Source organism: [Actinomadura] parvosata subsp. kistnae (assembly GCF_900323885.1).
Taxonomy (GTDB): Bacteria; Actinomycetota; Actinomycetes; order Streptosporangiales; family Streptosporangiaceae; genus Nonomuraea; species Nonomuraea composti.
Genome location: NZ_OOHJ01000018.1, coordinates 2,995,225 through 3,011,960, shown reverse-complemented (window position 1 = coordinate 3,011,960; position 16,736 = coordinate 2,995,225). Strand labels below are relative to the sequence as shown.

Below are 16,736 nucleotides of genomic sequence, written 5' to 3'. Positions count from 1 at the left end.
TCCTCCTCCTTGTACGAGATGAGCACCCACTGGTCGGAGCCGGGGCGGCGTTCTCGACCTCCCGCCGGAGATTTTTCTCGGCTTACGCATGCGTTCATGGCCTGGACAAGGGAAGGCAGTGTGATCCTGACGTGTTCTCTCCCCGTTCGTGGCTCGCCGCGGCGATCACCGGTGCGCTGGTCGGCACCGTCGTGGCCGTCCCGGCGACGGCCGCCACCAGCACGTTCGTCCCCGCCAAGGTCAAGGACCCGGTCGCGTACGTCGACCCGCTGATCGGCTCGGCCGGAGGCGGCAACACCTATCCGGGCGCCGTCCGGCCGTTCGGGATGATCTCCTGGAGCCCCACCAACACGGCGGGCGACCAGACGAACGCCGCCGGCGCCAACGGCTACTCCTACAACACGCCGCGCGTGCGTGGTTTCGCGCTCACGCACGTCAACGGCGCGGGCTGCCATCCGGGTGCCGCCGGGGACGTGCCGATCATGCCGTTCGCGGGCGAGGTGGTCTCGTCCCCGACGGCGGACACGACCGACGCGGTCTACGCGAGCACGTTCAGCCACGACAACGAGCGCGCCGAGCCGGGCCGCTACACGGTGACGCTGGACTCCGGCGTCAAGGCCGACCTGTCGGTGACGACCCGGGCGGGGGTGGGCGAGTTCACGTTCCCGCAGGGCAAGCAGGCCCATCTGCTCTTCCGCGTGTCGAACTCGCTGAACGGCAGCGAGGACGCCGAGATCACGATCGACCCGGCCACCCGTACGGTGACCGGCTCGGTGCTGACGGGCGCGTTCTGCGGCCGGCGCGCGAACGGCGGCGTGAACAACCGCAAGAGCTACTACCGGCTGCACTTCGCCGCCACGTTCGACCGGGCCTTCTCGGGCACGGGCACGTGGGTGAACAGCGAGCTGCGCGAGGGGACGACCACGGCTTCCGGCGGCGAGGGTTACGCCACGGGCGCGGACCGGGCGGGCAGGGGCTCCGGCGGGTACGTCAGCTTCGACACCACGACGGACGCCGACGTCCGGATGAAGGTCGGCATCTCCTACACGAGCCTGGACGCGGCCAGGCAGAACCTGGCGAAGGAGCTGTCGCGCCGCGCGGACGTGGCGTCGGTGGCGGCCGATGCCCGCCGCTCCTGGAACGAGGCGCTGCGCTCGATCGAGGTGGCGGGCGGCTCGGCGGATGAGCTCACCACGTTCTACACCGCGATGTACCACGCCTACCTGCAGCCGAACGTCACGAGCGACGTGGCGGGCACCTACCTGGGCAGCGACCGGAAGGTGCACCGGCTGGCGAGGGGGCAGCAGGTCCAGTACGGCAACTTCTCCGGCTGGGACCAGTACCGCGCCCACACCCAGCTCCTGGCCCTGCTGGAGCCCGAGGTCGCCGGCGACTACGCGCAGTCGTTGTACAACCTGGCCCGGCAGAACGGCGGCGTCTGGGACCGCTGGGTGCACGTCAACGGCCCCACCCACGTCATGACCGGCGACCCGTCGGCCCCGGCGCTGGCCGGCTTCTACGCGTTCGGGGTGCGCAACTTCGACGTGCGCGGCGCGTTCGACTCGCTCTACCGGCAGGCGACGGTGCCGCACGAGTCGGGTCTGTCCGACAAGGGCTGCCCGGGGCAGTGCGAGGGCCAGCGCCCGAACCTGGCCGAGTATCTGCGCCTCCGGTACGCCCCTCAGGACACCTGCCACTGCTGGGGCGGCGCCGCCGAGACGCTGGAGGGCGCGACGGCCGACTTCGCGCTGGCCGACTGGGCCGGCCGCATCGGGCGTGACAAGGAGCGCGCGCGGCTGCTGCCGAGGGCGAGCTGGTGGCGTAACACGTTCAACCCGTCCGCCGGCGCGGAGGGCGGCTACCAGCAGGCCCGCAAGGCGGACGGGAGCTGGCTGTGGCCGTTCTCGCCGACCTCGGACGCGGGTTTCGCGCAGGGCACGAGCGCCACGTACACGTGGATGGTCCAGCATGACGTGTCGGGCCTGGCCGCCGCCATGGGCGGCAAGGACCGCGCGGCCGAGCGGCTGGACGCGTTCTTCCACCGGCCCGACGGCTCGTGGGCGACGGGCGGCGACGGCTTCCGCTACGACCCGACGAACGAGCCGGGCATCCACGTCCCGTGGCTCTACAATGCGCTGGGCCGGCCGTGGAAGACGCAGGAGACGGTCCGCGCGATGGCGTCGCTGGTCTACAGGACGGGCCCGAGCGGGCTGCCGGGCAACGACGACCTCGGCACGATGTCGGCCTGGTACGTCTTCGCCGCGCTCGGCATGTACCCGCAGACGCCGAGCCGCGCGGAGCTGCTGCTGTCGAGCCCGATGTTCCCGAAGGCGTGGATCAGGCGCGGCAACGGCCGCACGATCACGGTGACGGCCCCGCAGGCCGCCCCCGGCGCGATCTACGTCCAGGACGTGCGGGTCGACGGCCGGAAGCACACCAGGTCGTGGTTGCCGGAGTCGCTGGTCGACCGGGGCGGCGAGGTTGTCGTCAACGTCGGCGCCACCGCGAACCGGCAGTGGGCCACCGCCGAGGCGGACCTGCCCGTGGACCACGTGCCCGCCGCGCAGACCCCGGTCCCGAACCTGCCGGAAGCGTGCGAGCCGACCGGCGCCGCCTGCGCCCAGAAGCTCCAGTACGACGTGGACGGCGTGGCCACCGCCGACGCCAAGGCGCAGGGCGACCTGGACGGCAAGGGCTGGAGCTTCCCCGCGGAGCAGCTTCCGGCGCCCGGCCCGTACGAGGGTCACGTGATCCCCGACACGAAGGGCACGGCGGGCAACTTCCACAGCCTGCGCGGCCAGCGCACCTACCTCACGCCGGGCCGCTACCAGTCGCTGGACCTGCTGGTCACGGCGGTGAACGGCGACCAGCAGACCGAGCTGACGATCACCTACGCGGACGGGACGACCTCCACGGCCCCGCTCAAGGTGACCGACTGGGCGGCCGGGTCGCCGCGCTTCGGCGAGCAGGCGGCGATCACGGCCGACACCCGCTACAACGTCAACGGCACCGCCGACGGCCGCAGGGTGAGCATCTGGCGGGTCTCGGTGCCGGCCGATCCGGCCAGGGAGGCGGTCTCGTTCACCAGCCCCGCCGTCCCGAACGTCAAGGTGTTCGCCCTCAGTACTAGGGCGTAGCCAGCGTCTTCGCGTAGCAGCGGGTCAGCGGGGCGTCCACGTACCTGCCGTACGGCTCGGTCAGCGTGTACGCGCACCGCTCGTACAGGGCGATGGCCTCGGGCTGGCGCAGCCCGGTCGCCAGCCGCAGCCGCTCGTAGCCAAGGCTCCTGGCCAGGTCCTCCAGGGCCGCCAGGAGCGCGGTGGCGATGCCGCGCCCGCGCCGGCCGGGCACGACGTACATGCGTTTGAGCTCTCCGGTGACGGCGTCCATGGGTTGTACGGCGCCGCAGCCGACGGCCTGGCCGTCGATGGAGGCGACCAGGAACCTGGCGCCCTCCTTCACCTGCGAGCGCCCTTCGGGGCCGTAGCGGGTGACGAGCTCGGCGAAGGCCGCGTCGAGCAGCGCGGCGAGCTCGGTGTCCGCGGCGGGCCGCTCCTCGATCAACATGCCGACATAGTAGGAAAAAGCCAGAGAACGGAAATCAGAGCCCCAGCATCTTCGCCGGCTCGGCCAGGATCTGCTGGATGATCAGCCCGGCCGCCCCGAGCACGGCCGCGTCGCCGCCCGTCCCCGAGACCACGAGCGCGGGCGGCGTGCCGCGCATCTGCCCCAGCCTGCCGCGCAGCCCTTCGCTCACCGGCCGCTCCAGCCAGCGGAACAGCGGCGCGAAGATCCCTCCGAGCACGATCCGGCCGGGGTCGAGCAGGTGCACGGCCGAGGTGAGCGCCACGCCGAGCGCGTGCCCGGCCCGCTCGCACGCCTCCTGCGCCCGCCGCTCGCCCGACTCCAGCCGGGCGACCAGGTCGCCGACCGAGGCGAGGTCGCCGAGCAGCGCGTCCTGGCCCGCGTACACCTCCAGGCAGCCCCGCCCGCCGCACCGGCACGTGGGCCCGTTGGGCACGACGACGACGTGCCCCAGCTCGCCGGCCAGCCCGAACGTGCCTCTGAACAGATCGCCGCGCACCACGAGGCCCGCGCCGATGCCGATCTCGCCGGACACGTAGAGGAAGTCCGGCTCGCGCGCGCCGAACCACAACTCGCCGAGCGCGGCCAGGTTGGCCTCGTTGTCCACCTCGAAGGGCAGGTCCACCAGGTTCGCCACGCGGATGTCGCGCCAGCCGAGGTGCGGGGCGCTGCGCAGCACGCCGTCCTCGACGGTGCCGGGCACGGCGAGCGCGGCGCCGATGACGCGCAGCCCGGCCTGCTCGGCCTCGGCGGTGATCTCCTTGACCAGCCCGCGCAGCCCTTCGAGGATCTCGCGGGGGTCGGAGTTGCGGTTGTCGGCCCGCCGGACGCGGCGCAGCCGCACGGTACGCGTGAGGTCCACCACGCACGCCGCCAGGTAGTCGATGTTGATCTCCAGCCCCAGCGCGGCCACCCGGTGCCCGCTCAGCCCGACCGCCACGCCGGGCCGCCCCGCTCGCCGCCCCGCACGACGCCGCCCTCGGCCACCACGCCCGCCTCCAGCAGGTCCGCGACCAGGCTGGATACGGTGGTCTTGGTGAGCCCGGTCCGCTCGGCGAGCGCCGCGCGGGTGGCAGGTCCTGACCGGTGAATGGTCGCCAGGACTACGGACAGGTTACGGGCGCGCATGGAATCATGCCGGACCCCTCTTGACGACACCATGCCCACCTCCTCAGGATTAATACAGATTATGGACTAAAGCCCGCAAAGGACACCAATGACCAACTTCACCCCGACCCCGGACGACCGCTTCACCTTCGGCCTCTGGACCGTGGGCTGGCAGGCCCGCGACCCGTTCGGCGACGCCTCCCGCCCCGCGCTCGACCCGGTCGAGACCGTGCACCGCCTGGCCGAGCTGGGCGCCCACGGCGTCAGCTTCCACGACGACGACCTGCTCGCCGTCGAGCCCGACCGCGACAAGGCCATCGCCGCCTTCAAGAAGGCCCTCGACGAGACCGGCATGAAGGTCCCGGCGGCCACCACGAACCTGTTCACCCACCCGGTGTTCAAGGACGGCGCCTTCACCAGCAACGACCGCGACGTGCGCCGCTACGCCCTGCGCAAGGTCATGCGCAACCTCGACCTCGCCGCCTCGCTGGGCGCGAAGACGTACGTGTGCTGGGGCGGCCGCGAGGGCTCCGAGTCCGACGCCGCCAAGGACGTCAAGGCCGCGATGGGCCGCTACAAGGAGGCCCTCGACGTCATCTGCCAGTACGTCATCGACAAGGGCTACGACATCCGCTTCGCCATCGAGCCCAAGCCGAACGAGCCCCGCGGCGACATCCTCCTGCCCACGATCGGCCACGCCCTGGCCCTGATCAACGAGCTGGAGCACCCCGAGATGGTGGGCGTCAACCCCGAGGTCGGGCACGAGCAGATGGCGGGCCTGAACTTCGTGCACGGCATCGCCCAGGCGCTGTGGCACGGCAAGCTCTTCCACATCGACCTCAACGGCCAGCACGGTCCGAAGTACGACCAGGACCTCATCTTCGGCCACGGTGACCTGAAGAGCGCGTTCTTCCTGGTCGACCTGCTGGAGACGCACGGCTACGACGGCCCGCTCGTCTTCGACTACAAGCCGCTGCGCACCGACGACCCGCAGGACGTGTGGGACTCGGCCGCCGCGAACATGCGCACGTACCTCATCCTCAAGGAGAAGTCGCGCGTCTTCCGCGCCGACCCCGAGGTGCAGGAGGCCCTGCGCGCCTCCCGCGTGGACGAGCTGGCCCAGCCCACGCTCGCCGCCGGCGAGACCTGGCAGGACCTGGCCAAGGACGACTTCGACGTCGAGGCCGCCGCCGCCCGCGGCTTCCACTTCACCCGCCTCAACCAGCTCGCCCTCGAGCACCTCATGGGGGTACGCGGATGACCCTACCGATCAGTGTCCAGCTCTACACCGTCAGAGACGAGTTGGCCGCCGACCGCGACGCCGTGCTGCGGCGGATCGCGGAGATCGGATACCGGGCCGTCGAGCCCTACGACCCCACGACCGACCCCGAGGGCTTCCGCCGGGTGGCCGACGACCTCGGGCTCACGGTGTCGAGCACGCACGCGTACGCGCTGCTCAGCCAGGAGCCCGCGAAGGTCTTCGACGCGATCGCCACGGTCGGCACCGACAAGGTGATCATCCCCGGCGGCATCGCCGAGGAGGAGTTCACCACTCGCGACGGTCTCGCGCGCACCGCCGACCTGCTCAACGGCCTGGCCGAGCAGGCCGCGGGGCACGGGATGCGGATCGGCTACCACAACCACTGGTGGGAGATCGAGCCGCGGGTGGACGGCCGGCACGCCATCGAGGTGCTGGCCGACCTGCTCGCGCCCGAGGTGTTCCTGGAGATCGACACCTATTGGGCGGCCGTGGGCGGCGCCGACGTGCCCGCCCTGCTCGGCCGCCTGGCGGAGCGGATCGAGGCGCTGCACGTCAAGGACGGCCCGGGGATCAAGGGCGAGCCGCACGTCGCGGTGGGCGCGGGCGTCATGCCCGTGCCCGCGATCCTCGCCGCCGCGCCCGGCGCGTGGCGCATCGTCGAGCTCGACGAGTGCGCGACGGACGTCTTCACCGCGCTCGCGGACAGCCACGCCTACCTCACCTCCCTGGAGAGCTCTTGAGCAACGGCCCGGTCGGCGTCGCCATCGTCGGCGCCGGAGTCATCAGCGGCCAGTACCTCCGCAACCTCAACGCGTTCCCCGACGTGCGCGTGGTCGCCGTCGCGGACCTCGACACCGACCGGGCCGCCGCCGTGGCCAGGGAGCACGACGTCCGGGTGTCCGGCACGCTCGGCGCCGTGCTCTCCCTGGCGGAGGTCGAGCTCGTCGTCAACCTCACGATCCCGGCCGCGCACGCGTCCGTCGCGCTGGAGTCGCTGCGCGCCGGCAAGCACGTGTACGGGGAGAAGCCCCTGGCCATGGACCTGGACGAGGCCGCCAAGGTCATGGCCGAGGCCCAGAGCCGGGGGCTGCGGGTGGGCGGCGCCCCCGACACCTTCCTCGGCGCCGGGCTGCAGTCCGCCGTGCACGCCCTGCGCGCGGGCACCATCGGCGAGCCGGTCGCCGTCACGGCCGCCACGCAGAGCCTCGGCCCGGAGTCCTGGCATCCCAGCCCGGAGTTCCTGTACGCCCGGGGCGGCGGCCCGCTGTTCGACCTGGGCCCCTACTACCTGACCGCCCTGGTCTCCCTGCTCGGCCCCGTGACCCGGGTGGCGGCGGGGACGCGCAGGGCGCGCGAGCAGCGCGTCATCGGCTCGGGGCCGAAGGCGGGCACCGCGTTCCCGGTGGAGGTGCCCACGCACGTCAACGCGCTGCTGGACTTCCCCGGCTCGGCCACGGCGACGGCGACCTTCAGCTTCGACTCGGCCGTGAACCGGCGGATGATCGAGATCATCGGCACCGAGGGCGCGCTGTCGCTGCCGGACCCCAACACGTTCGACGGCCCGCTGCTGGCCCGCGGGCCCGCCGACCTCGACTGGCGGGAGCTGCCGGTCGCGGGCACCACGGCGGGGCGCGGCATCGGCGTCCTCGACATGGCCAGGTCGATCCGCGCCGGCACGCCGCACCGGGCGTCGGGCGAGCTGGCCTACCACGTGCTGGAGCTGATGTCGGCCATCACCGAGTCGGGCGAGCTGGCGCAGTTCAGGACGGTCGGCTCGACGGTGGCGGCGCCGGAGCCGCTGCCCGCAGACTGGGACCCGTACGAGGCGACCCTCAGCTAGCCGGGCACGGAAAGTTACAACATCCTTACACAAAGGAGTCACCACCTGCCGGGCGGGGCACTATTACGGTGAGTAATCATTCCGTAACAGCACTCCCAAGGGGATCCCATGCGCGTCCTGATCCAGCTCCGCCCGGCCCCCGACGTCGTCGCGTCGGTGATCGACCCCGGCGTCCGCAGCGCGGTCTCCGACGTCGTCGCCGACCTCCCCGGAGTCCTCCTCGACTCGGCGTTCACCCCGGTGGCCGTGCCCAGGCCGGTCTCCGCCGACGGCGCCCCGCTCTCCCCGCACCAGCGAGTGCGGTTCTCGATGGCGCCTGAGGACGCCTCGGTGCTCGTGCGCGGCGAGATCTCCGACGCCGAGCTGAGCACCCGGGCGGCGCTGCTGTCCTCCTCGGTGCGCGAGGTGGCGGGCGTCTTCGCCGACCCGGCCATCCACTCGCACCCGACCTGCGGCGACAGCGGCCCGGTGGGCGACTGGGAGGAGGTCAGGCGGCTGCTGCACGCCTACGACCTCTGGTCGGCCGGCCACGACGGCGAGGGCGTGGCCATCGCGGTGGTCGACACCGGCATCAACGCCGACCACGTCGCCGCCCGCATCGGCCACGACGTGACCATCGACGCCGACCGGAGCTGGAGCCCGCCCGGGGTGGACAAGACACCCGGCCGCTACCCGGTGCAGCACGGCTCCATGTGCGCCTTCGACACGCTGATCGCCGCACCCAAGGCCACCCTGCTCGACATCCCGGTCCTGCTCAGCCGCAAGCCGGGCCCGACCGCCGACGGCCTGCTGTCGGACGCGGTGGCCGCCTACTCCCACCTGGCCACCGTGCTGGAGGCCATGCCCGCCGACTCCCGGTCCCTGGTCGTCTCCAACAGCTGGGGCCTGTTCTCCCCCGACATGGACTTCCCGCCCGGCCACCCCGGCAACTACTCCGACAACCCGGCGCACCCGTTCAACGTGATCGTCGGCAGCCTGGAGGGCGCCGGCGCCGACATCCTGTTCTCGGCGGGCAACTGCGGGCGCGAGTGCGCCGACCGGCGCTGCGGCTTCCCCGACCGGACGATCGCGGGCGCCAACTCCCACCCGCAGGTGCTGTCCGTCGGCGGCGTGGACACGCGCGGCGAGCGCGTCGGCTACTCCTCGCAGGGGCCGGGGCGGCTGTCGGAGCGCAAGCCCGACCTGTGCGCCTACACGCACTTCGCCGGCTCCGAGGCGGTCGGCGCCGCCGACACCGGCACCTCCGCCGCCTGCCCCGTGGCCGCCGGCGTGGTGGCCGCCGTGCGCACGCAGCGCTCCGCGGCCGAGCTGTCGCCCGCGCAGCTCCGTACGCTGCTGCACCGCACCGCCGACGACCGCAGCACGGTCGGCTTCGACCACGACTACGGCTTCGGCATCATCGACCCGCCCGCCATCCTGGCCGCGCTCGGCCGCCAGAACCGCACCCGCGCCGCCTGACGGGAGCCGCCTGCGCCGAGCCGCCCCCGATGCCGGCGTCCGGCAACGCGTTGGCCTGAACCGGGCGGACCCGCAAGAATGGCGCGATGGCTGACAGTGCCGAGACCGACTGGGTCTCCAGGTTCGCGGACGAGGTGATCTCCGAGGCGGAGCGACGCGCCCCGGGTAAAGCGATCGTCTGCGCCTCAGGGCTGAGCCCGTCGGGCCCGATCCACCTGGGCAACCTGCGCGAGGTGATGACACCTCACCTGGTCGCCGACGAGATCAGGCGGCGCGGCCTGGAGTGCGTGCACCTGATCTCGTGGGACGACTACGACCGCTTCCGCAGGGTGCCCGCGGGCATCGACCCGTCGTGGGCCGAGCACATCGGCAAGCCACTGACCTCGGTGCCCGCCCCGCCCGGCAGCCGGTACGCCAACTGGGCCGAGCACTTCAAGGCGCCCCTGGTGACCGCGCTGGCGGAGCTGGGCGTGGAGTACCACGCGATCAGCCAGACCGCCCAGTACACCTCGGGCGTCTACCGCGAGCAGATCCTGACGGCGGTGCGCGCGCGGGCCACGATCGACGCGGTGCTGTCGCGCTACCGCTCGAAGCAGGGCGACGAGGCCGAAGAAGGCGGGGCGCGCGGCGCGTACTTCCCGTACAAGCCGTACTGCGACCTGTGCGAGCGCGACCTGACCACGGTCACCAACTACGACGACGAGACGACCGAGCTGGCCTACACCTGTGAGTGCGGCTTCGGCGAGACCGTGCGCCTGGCCGAGCACGACCGGGGCAAGCTGGCGTGGAAGGTCGACTGGCCGATGCGCTGGGCGTACGAGGGGGTGGTCTTCGAGCCGTCCGGGGTCGACCACCACTCTCCGGGGTCGGCGTGGATCGTGGGCGGGCAGCTCGTCGGCGAGGTGTTCGGCGGGCAGCAGCCGATCGGCCCCATGTACGCGTTCGTCGGCATCACCGGCATGGCCAAGATGAGCAGCTCCAAGGGCGGCGTGCCGATCCCGTCCGACGCGCTGGAGATCATGGAGGCGCCGCTGCTGCGCTGGCTGTACGCGCGCCGCAAGCCGGCCCAGTCCTTCAAGATCGCCTTCGACCACGAGATCCAGCGCCTCTACGACGAGTGGGACTCCCTGGGCCGCAAGGTCGCCGCCGGGCAGGCCCAGCCGGCCGAGCTGGCCGCGCACCGCCGCGCGGTGTCCACGGCGGCGGGCCCGCTGCCGGCCACGCCGCACCCGGTCGCCTACCGCACGCTGGCCTCCGTCGCCGACATCACGACCGGGCACGCCGAGCAGACGCTGCGCATCCTGCGCGACCTCGACGGCGTCGAGACACTCGACGAGGTGCGGCCCCGCCTCGATCGGGCGCGGCGCTGGGTCGAGCTGCACCTGCCCGCCGACCAGCGCACCCGCGTGCGGGAGTCGCCGGACCAGGAGCTGCTCGGCTCGCTCGGCCAGGCCGAGCGCGAGGGGCTGCGGCTGCTGGCCGACGGCCTCGACGACTGGACGCTGGAGGGGCTGACCGCGCTCGTGTACGGCGTGCCCAAGCTCCAGGCGGGCCTGCCGGCCGACGCCCCGGCCACGCCCGAGCTGAAGACGGCGCAGCGGGCCTTCTTCACCCTGCTCTACCGCCTGCTCGTCGGCCGCGACACGGGCCCGAGGCTGCCGACCCTGCTGATGGCCGTGGGCGCCGACCGGGTGCGCAAGCTGGTGGGCGCGTGAGCGGGCTGAGCGGTGCGGTCCTGATCACGGGCATCTCCGCGTCGGGCAAGTCGACGGTCGCGCAGGCGCTGGCCGAGCGGCTGCCCCGCTCGGCCCACGTGCGGGGCGACGCGTTCCGCCGGATGGTGGTCGGCGGGCGCGCCGAGATGACGCCGGAATTGTCCGCGGAGGCGGTACGGCAGCTCCATCTTCGTTACCGAATCGCAGCCAAAACAGCAGATCTATATTTTGACGCCGGATTCACGCCAATTGTTCAGGATGTCATTCTCGGAGGGGATTTGGAGGTGTTCACGAAGCTGGTCGCCACCCGTCCCTTGCACGTGATCGTCCTGGCCCCCGACCCCGCCGAGGTCGAGCGCCGCGAGGCGGCCCGCCCCAAGACCGGCTACGGCGGAGGCTGGACGATTGCCCAGCTAGACGCCGCGCTGCGGCAGGAGACGCCGCGCCTCGGGCTCTGGCTCGACACCACCCGCCAGAGCGTCCCGGACACCGTGGACGAGATCCTCGCCAGGGCGGGGGAGGCCCAAATCACCTGAGTTTTCGTCATACGCATGATCTATGCAAGGCACTGTTAAGCGGGCTGCATGTGCGGGCGGCGAACCTTGGTGACATGAACAAGCAGCCTTTCGCCGCCAGTGTCAGCGTCATCGTTCCCGCGATGAACGAGGCCGAGAACCTTCCCCACGTCTTCGCGACGCTGCCCGACTGGATCGACGAGGTCATCCTCGTCGACGGCAACTCGACCGACGACACCATCGCCGTCGCGCGTAGGCTGCGCCCCGACCTGCGGGTCGTCGTGCAGAGCCGGCGCGGCAAGGGCAACGCCCTCATCGAGGGCTTCCAGGCCGCCCGGGGCGACATCATCGTCATGATCGACGCCGACGGGTCCACCGACGGCCGGGAGATCCGCTCCTTCGTGGCCACGCTCATGAACGGCGCCGACTTCGCCAAGGGCTCCCGGTACGCCCCTGGTGGCGGCTCGGACGACCTCAGTCCGATCCGCTCGCTCGGCAACAAGGTCCTGACGGGGCTCACCAACTTCCTCTACGGCACCCGCTACACCGACCTCTGCTACGGCTACAACGCCTTCTGGGCCCGCCACCTCGACGCCCTCGGCCTCGACTGCGACGGCTTCGAGATCGAGACCCTGATGAACGTGCGCGCCGCCCAGGCCGGCCTCATCATCCGCGAGGTCCCCAGCCACGAGCGCTCCCGCATCCACGGCGTCAGCAACCTGAACGCGGTGCGCGACGGCTGGCGGGTGCTCAAGACCATCTGGCGCGAGCGCTCCCGTGGCGCGGCCGTCTCCCCGGCGCAGTCCGCCCAAGTGGCGCTGGCCAAGTAGGGAGTGACATTCTCGAACAATGCGCTACATAGTGATCGGAGCAGGGGCAGTCGGCGGCACCATCGGCGCCCGCCTGTTTCAGGGCGGGCACGAGGTCCTCCTCATCGCGAGAGGAGCCCACTACGAGGCTCTCCGGCGAGACGGCCTGCGACTGATCACCCCAGAAGGCTCCGAGACCCTCGACCTCCCCGCCGCCGACGGCCCCGTGCCCACGCGCGATGACGACGTGCTCATCCTGGCGACCAAGTCCCAGGACACGATCGCCGCGCTGGCTCCCTGGCCGGCCGACCTGCCCGTGGTGTGCGCCCAGAACGGCGTGGCCAACGAGCGCATGGTCCTGCGGCGGTTCGAGCGCGTCTACGGCATGTGCGTGTGGTTGCCGGCGCAGATTCCCCAGCCCGGCGTCATCGCCGCCCACGGCCACCCCTACTCGGGCATGCTGCACGTCGGCCGTTACCCACAGGCTGTGGACGACGACGGCCTCGCCGCGAAGATCGCCGGCGACCTGAGCAAGCACGGCCTCGTCGGCCGCGCCGTGCCCGACGTCATGCGCTGGAAGTACGCCAAGCTCCTCAGCAACCTGGGCAACGCCGCCGAGGCGCTGCTCGGCCACGTGCCCGCCCTGACCGAGGTGGTCGAGCGCGCCAGGGCCGAGGCCAGGGCCGTGCTGGCGCACGCCGGCATCGCGTACGCCACCCCGGAGGAGGAGGCCGAGGTCCGCGGGCACAAGGTCGACGCGCGCCCCATCGAGGGCGTCAGCCGCGGCGGCGGGTCGTCGTGGCAGAGCCTGGCCAGGGGCAGCGGCTCGATCGAGGCCGACTACCTCAACGGCGAGATCGTCCTGCTGGGCCGCGAGCACGGCCTGGCCACCCCGGTCAACGAGACGCTGCGGCGCGAGGCCAACCGGTTCGCCCGCGAGAAGCAGCCGCCCGGCTCGATGCCGCCCGAGACGCTGACGGCGCTCATCGACGCGCGTTCCGCAGCCGGATCCCGCTGAACTCGAGGCTGCTGGCCGTCACCTCGTTCCAGAACGGCCACAGGTTGTCCAGCACCCTGAGCTGGATCCCGGCCTCCTCGTGCAGCTCGAACAGGTCGCCCACCGGCTCGGGCGGCCCCAGCGGCGCCACGGTCTCCTTGGAGACCACCGCGTGCGGCGGCTCCCCGATGGGCGCGAAGCGGTCGGCCGGCAGCCGGTAGGCGAACAGGCGCACCTCCATGAGCGCCTTCACCCAGCAGTACTCGATGGCGTGCACCCGCCGGCCGCAGCCCGCGCCGATGATCCGGGCCGTGTCCGCCTCGTCGGTGCGCGGCCCGACCCACGCCATCGCGCGCGGGCAGGCTCTCGGGAACCAGTAGTCGGGGCAGCGGTCGTAGCCGACCGCCCACACGTACGGCTCGCTGCGCGAGCTGGTCACCGCCACGTGCGGCACGAAGCGCTCGATCGTCGGGTCTTCGGAGAAGTGCAGGACCTGGCCCGGCTCGGGTCTCATGGACGTCATCATCGCGCATACCCCGCCGATCTACGGGCAGGAGAAACGCCTCTTACGACAAGGGGTGAGTTGGATGATCGTCATAGGACTGCTCCTGATCCTGCTCGCCGGCGCTGCGTTCGCCTTGGTGCTCACCGAGGAGAGCACCAGGTACATCCTGTTCGGCTACACCTTCGAGCTCAACCACGTCGAGATGTTCCTCGCCGGTGCGGCCGCCGCGGCCGTCCTGCTGCTGGGGCTCTGGCTGCTGGGCTCGGGTTCCCGCAGGACCGCCAGGCAGCGTCGCCGGCTGCGCAGTGCCAGGGCGGAGGCCTCCAGCCGGGTGGCCCAGCTGGAGGACGAGAAGCGCGACCTGCAGCGCAAGCTGGAGCGCGAGCACACCAAGGCCGAGCGCGAGAGCGCGAAGGCCGAGCGCGAGCACGCCCCCGTGCCCGCCGACGACCGGCTCGTGGCCCGCGCCGACCACCGCCGCTGAGCCCTGAAAGGGGCCGGGTCAGGCCACTTCCGCGCTCTGGCGCGAGGGCACCAGCCTGCCCTCGCGCCAGAGCGCGAATCCGGTGATCACCGCCCCCAGCCCCTCCCAGAGCCCGACGCCGAAGAACTTGCCCGGGGCCGCCCCCGTCAGCACCAGCGTCGTGAAGACCGCGAACGTCACGAGCCGGAACGGCACGGTCCAGCGGAAGAACGGGGTGTAGTCGTGCGCGGCGGCGAACAGGTAGTAGACGCCCATGTTCACGGCCGCCATGGAGCTGGCGGCCATATAGACCAGCGTGTAATCCCCGGCCGGCCGCACGTCCAGCACCTCGAATCCCAGCATGCTCAGCAGCGTGCCGGGCGAGATCAGCCCGAGCAGGCCGAGCGCGAAGGCGAGGAAGCCGAAGACCGCGATGGTCCAGCCGGAGAAAGAACGCGGAAGACGCACAGAAATCCTTCCAAAGGGGGGTGTAATCTGCGAGGCGATCTCATCATGCACCCGGAGGTCGCATGCCCCCCACGCGTGGCCGCCCCATCGCGCTGAAACTCCTCATCCTCCTGCTGGTCCCGCTGCTCTCCCTGGTGGGTCTGTGGGCGTTCGCCGCCGGCCTGACCGGCGGCGCCGGCATGCGCCTGCTCTCGATCAACGACCTGGCGACCAACTTTGCCCAGCCGGCCGAGGCCGTCAACATCGCGCTGCAGGACGAGCGGCTGGCCTCCGTCGAGTTCCTGGTGACCGGGCAGGGCGCCGACATCATGGCCGAGCGGCGCGGGCGCACCGACCGCGCCGTGCAGGCCTTCCGCTCGTCGGCCGCGAGCCTGCGCGACCTGACGCCGGAGATGCGCACCCAGCTCAACGCGCTCAACGTCAAGCTCGACCAGCTCGCCGACGTCCGCAAGGAGGTGGACGGCACGCTCGTGGCGCCGCTCGACGTCATCGACGGCTACAGCCAGATCGCCGACGCCTCCTTCCGCATGTACGACGCCATGATCCTGGTCCCCGACATGGCCCTCTACCAGCAGGCCCGCGCCGTGACCATGCTCGGCGAGGCCAAGGAGGTGCTCTCCAGGGAGCGGGCCGTGGTCGCGATCGTGCTGGCCAGGGGCCGGGTCGAGGCGCGGGAGCGGGAGTCGTTCACCGGCATGGTGGCGACCAGGCGGCTGCTGTTCTCCCAGGCGCTGTCGCACCTCGACGGCAACCTGCGCGGCCCGTACGGGAAGCTGGCCGGCTCGCCCGTCTACGAGGAGTTCCTGAAGGCCGAGGACGTCATCAAGGGCCAGGCGGCCGTCAACGGGCTGCCCGCGAGCGCCGCCACCTGGCCCATCGACGCCCAGAACCTGTGGAACGCCGTCGAGCGCGCCCAGGCCAAGACCAACCAGGGCATCGTGAACCGGGTGACCCCGACCGCCGTCGGCATGCTCGTCAAGATCGGCGTGGCGGGCGGCGTCGGCCTCGTCGCGGTCATCGCCTCGATTCTGCTCTCGCTGCGCTTCCGCAAGCGCCTGGTGCGCGAGCTGGCCGCGCTGCGTGACGCCGCCACCGAGCTGGCCGAGGTGCGGCTGGCCGGGCTGATCAAGCGGCTGCGCACCAACACCGCGCCGCCGACGTCGGCCGAGATGGCGCCGCTGGAGGTCAAGGCGAACACCTCCGAGGTGGCCGACATCGTGCGTGCCTTCAACGACGTGCAGTCGACCGCCATCGAGGCCGCCGTCGACCAGGCCAGGCTGCGCCACGGCGTCAGCCAGGTCTTCGTGAACCTGGCCAGGCGCAACCAGTCGCTGCTGCACCGCCAGCTCCTGCAGCTCGACAGCATGGAGCGGGCCACGGAGGCGCCGGAGGTGCTGGCCGACCTGTTCAAGCTCGACCACCTCACCACGCGCATGCGCAGGCACGCGGAGAGCCTCATCATCCTGTCGGACCAGGCGCCGGGGCGCGGCTGGCGCAACCCGGTGCCCATCCTCGACGTGCTGCGCGCCGCCGTGGCCGAGGTCGAGGAGTACGAGCGGGTGGAGATCATGCAGCCGCCGTCCGTGGCGCTGCTCGGCTCGGCGGTCACCGACGTGGCCCACCTGATGGCCGAGCTGATCGAGAACGCCACCCTCTTCTCGCCCCCGCAGACCAGGGTGGACGTGCGCAGTTCCGTGACCCCGCACGGCCTCGTCGTGGAGGTGGAGGACCGCGGCCTCGGCCTGCCGCGCACCGAGCTCGACGAGCTGAACGACCGGCTGACCACCGCCCCCGAGTTCGACCTGGCGCAGAGCGACCGGCTCGGCCTGTTCGTGGTCGCGAGGCTCGCGGCCCGGCACGGCATCAAGGTCGCCCTGGTGCCCTCGCCGTACGGCGGCCTGACCGCGATGGTGGCCCTGCCCGCGTCCCTGCTCGCCGACCAGCCCGCGCTGGCCGGCCGGTAGGACGTCGCGACCAGGGCCCCCGCCGGCCGACCAGGACGGCGGCCAGGGC

At 72.0% G+C, this 16,736-nt stretch carries 16 protein-coding genes; 11 read left to right on the top strand and 5 right to left on the bottom strand.

The annotated features are described in order from the left end of the window. Positions 1–131 precede the first annotated feature (131 nt). Complete coding sequence (locus KIS93_RS34145; RefSeq protein WP_080043786.1) at positions 132–3,137, top strand: GH92 family glycosyl hydrolase; 3,006 nt, start codon at positions 132–134, stop codon at positions 3,135–3,137. Here the strand turns inward: KIS93_RS34145 and KIS93_RS34140 are convergent. From KIS93_RS34140 to KIS93_RS65880, 3 genes are read right to left on the bottom strand one after another with little or no spacing between them, the layout of a single operon-like run. Then, the gene (locus tag KIS93_RS34140; protein WP_080043787.1) at positions 3,127–3,567 is read right to left on the bottom strand and encodes a GNAT family N-acetyltransferase; all 441 of its coding nucleotides are present in this window, start codon (positions 3,565–3,567) and stop codon (positions 3,127–3,129) included. The genes KIS93_RS34145 and KIS93_RS34140 overlap by 11 nt on opposite strands. A gap of 34 nt (positions 3,568–3,601) precedes the next feature. Continuing rightward, a complete protein-coding gene (locus tag KIS93_RS34135) occupies positions 3,602–4,525 on the bottom strand; it encodes an ROK family protein (protein ID WP_246005393.1) in 924 nt (307 codons plus the stop codon). After that, positions 4,510–4,713, bottom strand: a complete 204-nt coding sequence (locus tag KIS93_RS65880) for a MarR family transcriptional regulator (RefSeq protein WP_246005392.1) — start codon at positions 4,711–4,713, stop codon at positions 4,510–4,512. The genes KIS93_RS34135 and KIS93_RS65880 overlap by 16 nt, the downstream gene beginning before the upstream one ends. Before the next feature lie 88 nt (positions 4,714–4,801). Between KIS93_RS65880 and xylA the strand changes: the two genes are divergently transcribed. From xylA to KIS93_RS34095, 8 genes are all read left to right on the top strand, one after another. Then, positions 4,802–5,953, top strand: a complete 1,152-nt coding sequence (gene xylA, locus KIS93_RS34130; RefSeq protein WP_080043789.1) for a xylose isomerase — start codon at positions 4,802–4,804, stop codon at positions 5,951–5,953. Beyond that, the gene (locus KIS93_RS34125; RefSeq protein WP_080043790.1) at positions 5,950–6,693 is read left to right on the top strand and encodes a sugar phosphate isomerase/epimerase family protein; all 744 of its coding nucleotides are present in this window, start codon (positions 5,950–5,952) and stop codon (positions 6,691–6,693) included. The genes xylA and KIS93_RS34125 overlap by 4 nt, the downstream gene beginning before the upstream one ends. Next, positions 6,690–7,793, top strand: a complete 1,104-nt coding sequence (locus tag KIS93_RS34120; RefSeq protein ID WP_080043791.1) for a Gfo/Idh/MocA family protein — start codon at positions 6,690–6,692, stop codon at positions 7,791–7,793. Before KIS93_RS34125 ends, KIS93_RS34120 begins: the two co-directional genes overlap by 4 nt. 108 nt (positions 7,794–7,901) lie before the next feature. Next, a complete protein-coding gene (locus KIS93_RS34115; RefSeq protein WP_080043792.1) occupies positions 7,902–9,251 on the top strand; it encodes a S8 family serine peptidase in 1,350 nt (449 codons plus the stop codon). Positions 9,252–9,337: 86 nt separating this feature from the next. Next, positions 9,338–10,966, top strand: coding sequence for a lysine--tRNA ligase (lysS, locus tag KIS93_RS34110; RefSeq protein ID WP_080043793.1), 1,629 nt, complete (start codon positions 9,338–9,340; stop codon positions 10,964–10,966). Further along, positions 10,963–11,502: an AAA family ATPase gene (locus tag KIS93_RS34105; protein WP_230465670.1), complete on the top strand. Its 540-nt coding sequence runs from the start codon at positions 10,963–10,965 to the stop codon at positions 11,500–11,502. Before lysS ends, KIS93_RS34105 begins: the two co-directional genes overlap by 4 nt. Before the next feature lie 74 nt (positions 11,503–11,576). Further along, complete coding sequence (locus KIS93_RS34100) at positions 11,577–12,311, top strand: glycosyltransferase family 2 protein (protein WP_080043794.1); 735 nt, start codon at positions 11,577–11,579, stop codon at positions 12,309–12,311. A gap of 19 nt (positions 12,312–12,330) precedes the next feature. Further along, positions 12,331–13,308: a ketopantoate reductase family protein gene (locus KIS93_RS34095; RefSeq protein WP_080043795.1), complete on the top strand. Its 978-nt coding sequence runs from the start codon at positions 12,331–12,333 to the stop codon at positions 13,306–13,308. Here the strand turns inward: KIS93_RS34095 and KIS93_RS34090 are convergent. After that, positions 13,274–13,801, bottom strand: a complete 528-nt coding sequence (locus tag KIS93_RS34090; protein ID WP_080043796.1) for a DUF6886 family protein — start codon at positions 13,799–13,801, stop codon at positions 13,274–13,276. The genes KIS93_RS34095 and KIS93_RS34090 overlap by 35 nt on opposite strands. A gap of 73 nt (positions 13,802–13,874) precedes the next feature. Here KIS93_RS34090 and KIS93_RS34085 point away from each other — a divergent pair, with 73 nt between their 5' ends. After that, positions 13,875–14,276, top strand: a complete 402-nt coding sequence (locus tag KIS93_RS34085) for a hypothetical protein (protein WP_080043797.1) — start codon at positions 13,875–13,877, stop codon at positions 14,274–14,276. Positions 14,277–14,294: 18 nt separating this feature from the next. On the opposite strand, the gene KIS93_RS34080 is transcribed toward KIS93_RS34085, so the two are convergent. After that, entirely contained in the window at positions 14,295–14,723 is a 429-nt protein-coding gene (locus KIS93_RS34080; protein WP_230465671.1) for a hypothetical protein, read from the bottom strand. 62 nt (positions 14,724–14,785) lie between these two features. Between KIS93_RS34080 and KIS93_RS34075 the strand changes: the two genes are divergently transcribed. Beyond that, positions 14,786–16,687: a sensor histidine kinase gene (locus tag KIS93_RS34075; protein ID WP_186404565.1), complete on the top strand. Its 1,902-nt coding sequence runs from the start codon at positions 14,786–14,788 to the stop codon at positions 16,685–16,687. Positions 16,688–16,736: the final 49 nt, after the last annotated feature.

Bases quoted from the DNA above. Each gene is read 5' to 3' on its own strand.
- KIS93_RS34075 (WP_186404565.1), top strand. From the start codon at position 14,786: ATGCCCCCCACGCGTGGCCGCCCCATCGCGCTGAAACTCCTCATCCTC.
- KIS93_RS34115 (WP_080043792.1), top strand. From the start codon at position 7,902: ATGCGCGTCCTGATCCAGCTCCGCCCGGCCCCCGACGTCGTCGCGTCG.
- KIS93_RS65880 (WP_246005392.1), bottom strand. From the start codon at position 4,713: ATGCGCGCCCGTAACCTGTCCGTAGTCCTGGCGACCATTCACCGGTCA.
- lysS (WP_080043793.1), top strand. From the start codon at position 9,338: ATGGCTGACAGTGCCGAGACCGACTGGGTCTCCAGGTTCGCGGACGAG.
- KIS93_RS34140 (WP_080043787.1), bottom strand. From the start codon at position 3,567: ATGTTGATCGAGGAGCGGCCCGCCGCGGACACCGAGCTCGCCGCGCTG.
- KIS93_RS34100 (WP_080043794.1), top strand. From the start codon at position 11,577: ATGAACAAGCAGCCTTTCGCCGCCAGTGTCAGCGTCATCGTTCCCGCG.
- KIS93_RS34125 (WP_080043790.1), top strand. From the start codon at position 5,950: ATGACCCTACCGATCAGTGTCCAGCTCTACACCGTCAGAGACGAGTTG.
- KIS93_RS34090 (WP_080043796.1), bottom strand. From the start codon at position 13,801: ATGAGACCCGAGCCGGGCCAGGTCCTGCACTTCTCCGAAGACCCGACG.
- xylA (WP_080043789.1), top strand. From the start codon at position 4,802: ATGACCAACTTCACCCCGACCCCGGACGACCGCTTCACCTTCGGCCTC.
- KIS93_RS34085 (WP_080043797.1), top strand. From the start codon at position 13,875: ATGATCGTCATAGGACTGCTCCTGATCCTGCTCGCCGGCGCTGCGTTC.
- KIS93_RS34095 (WP_080043795.1), top strand. From the start codon at position 12,331: ATGCGCTACATAGTGATCGGAGCAGGGGCAGTCGGCGGCACCATCGGC.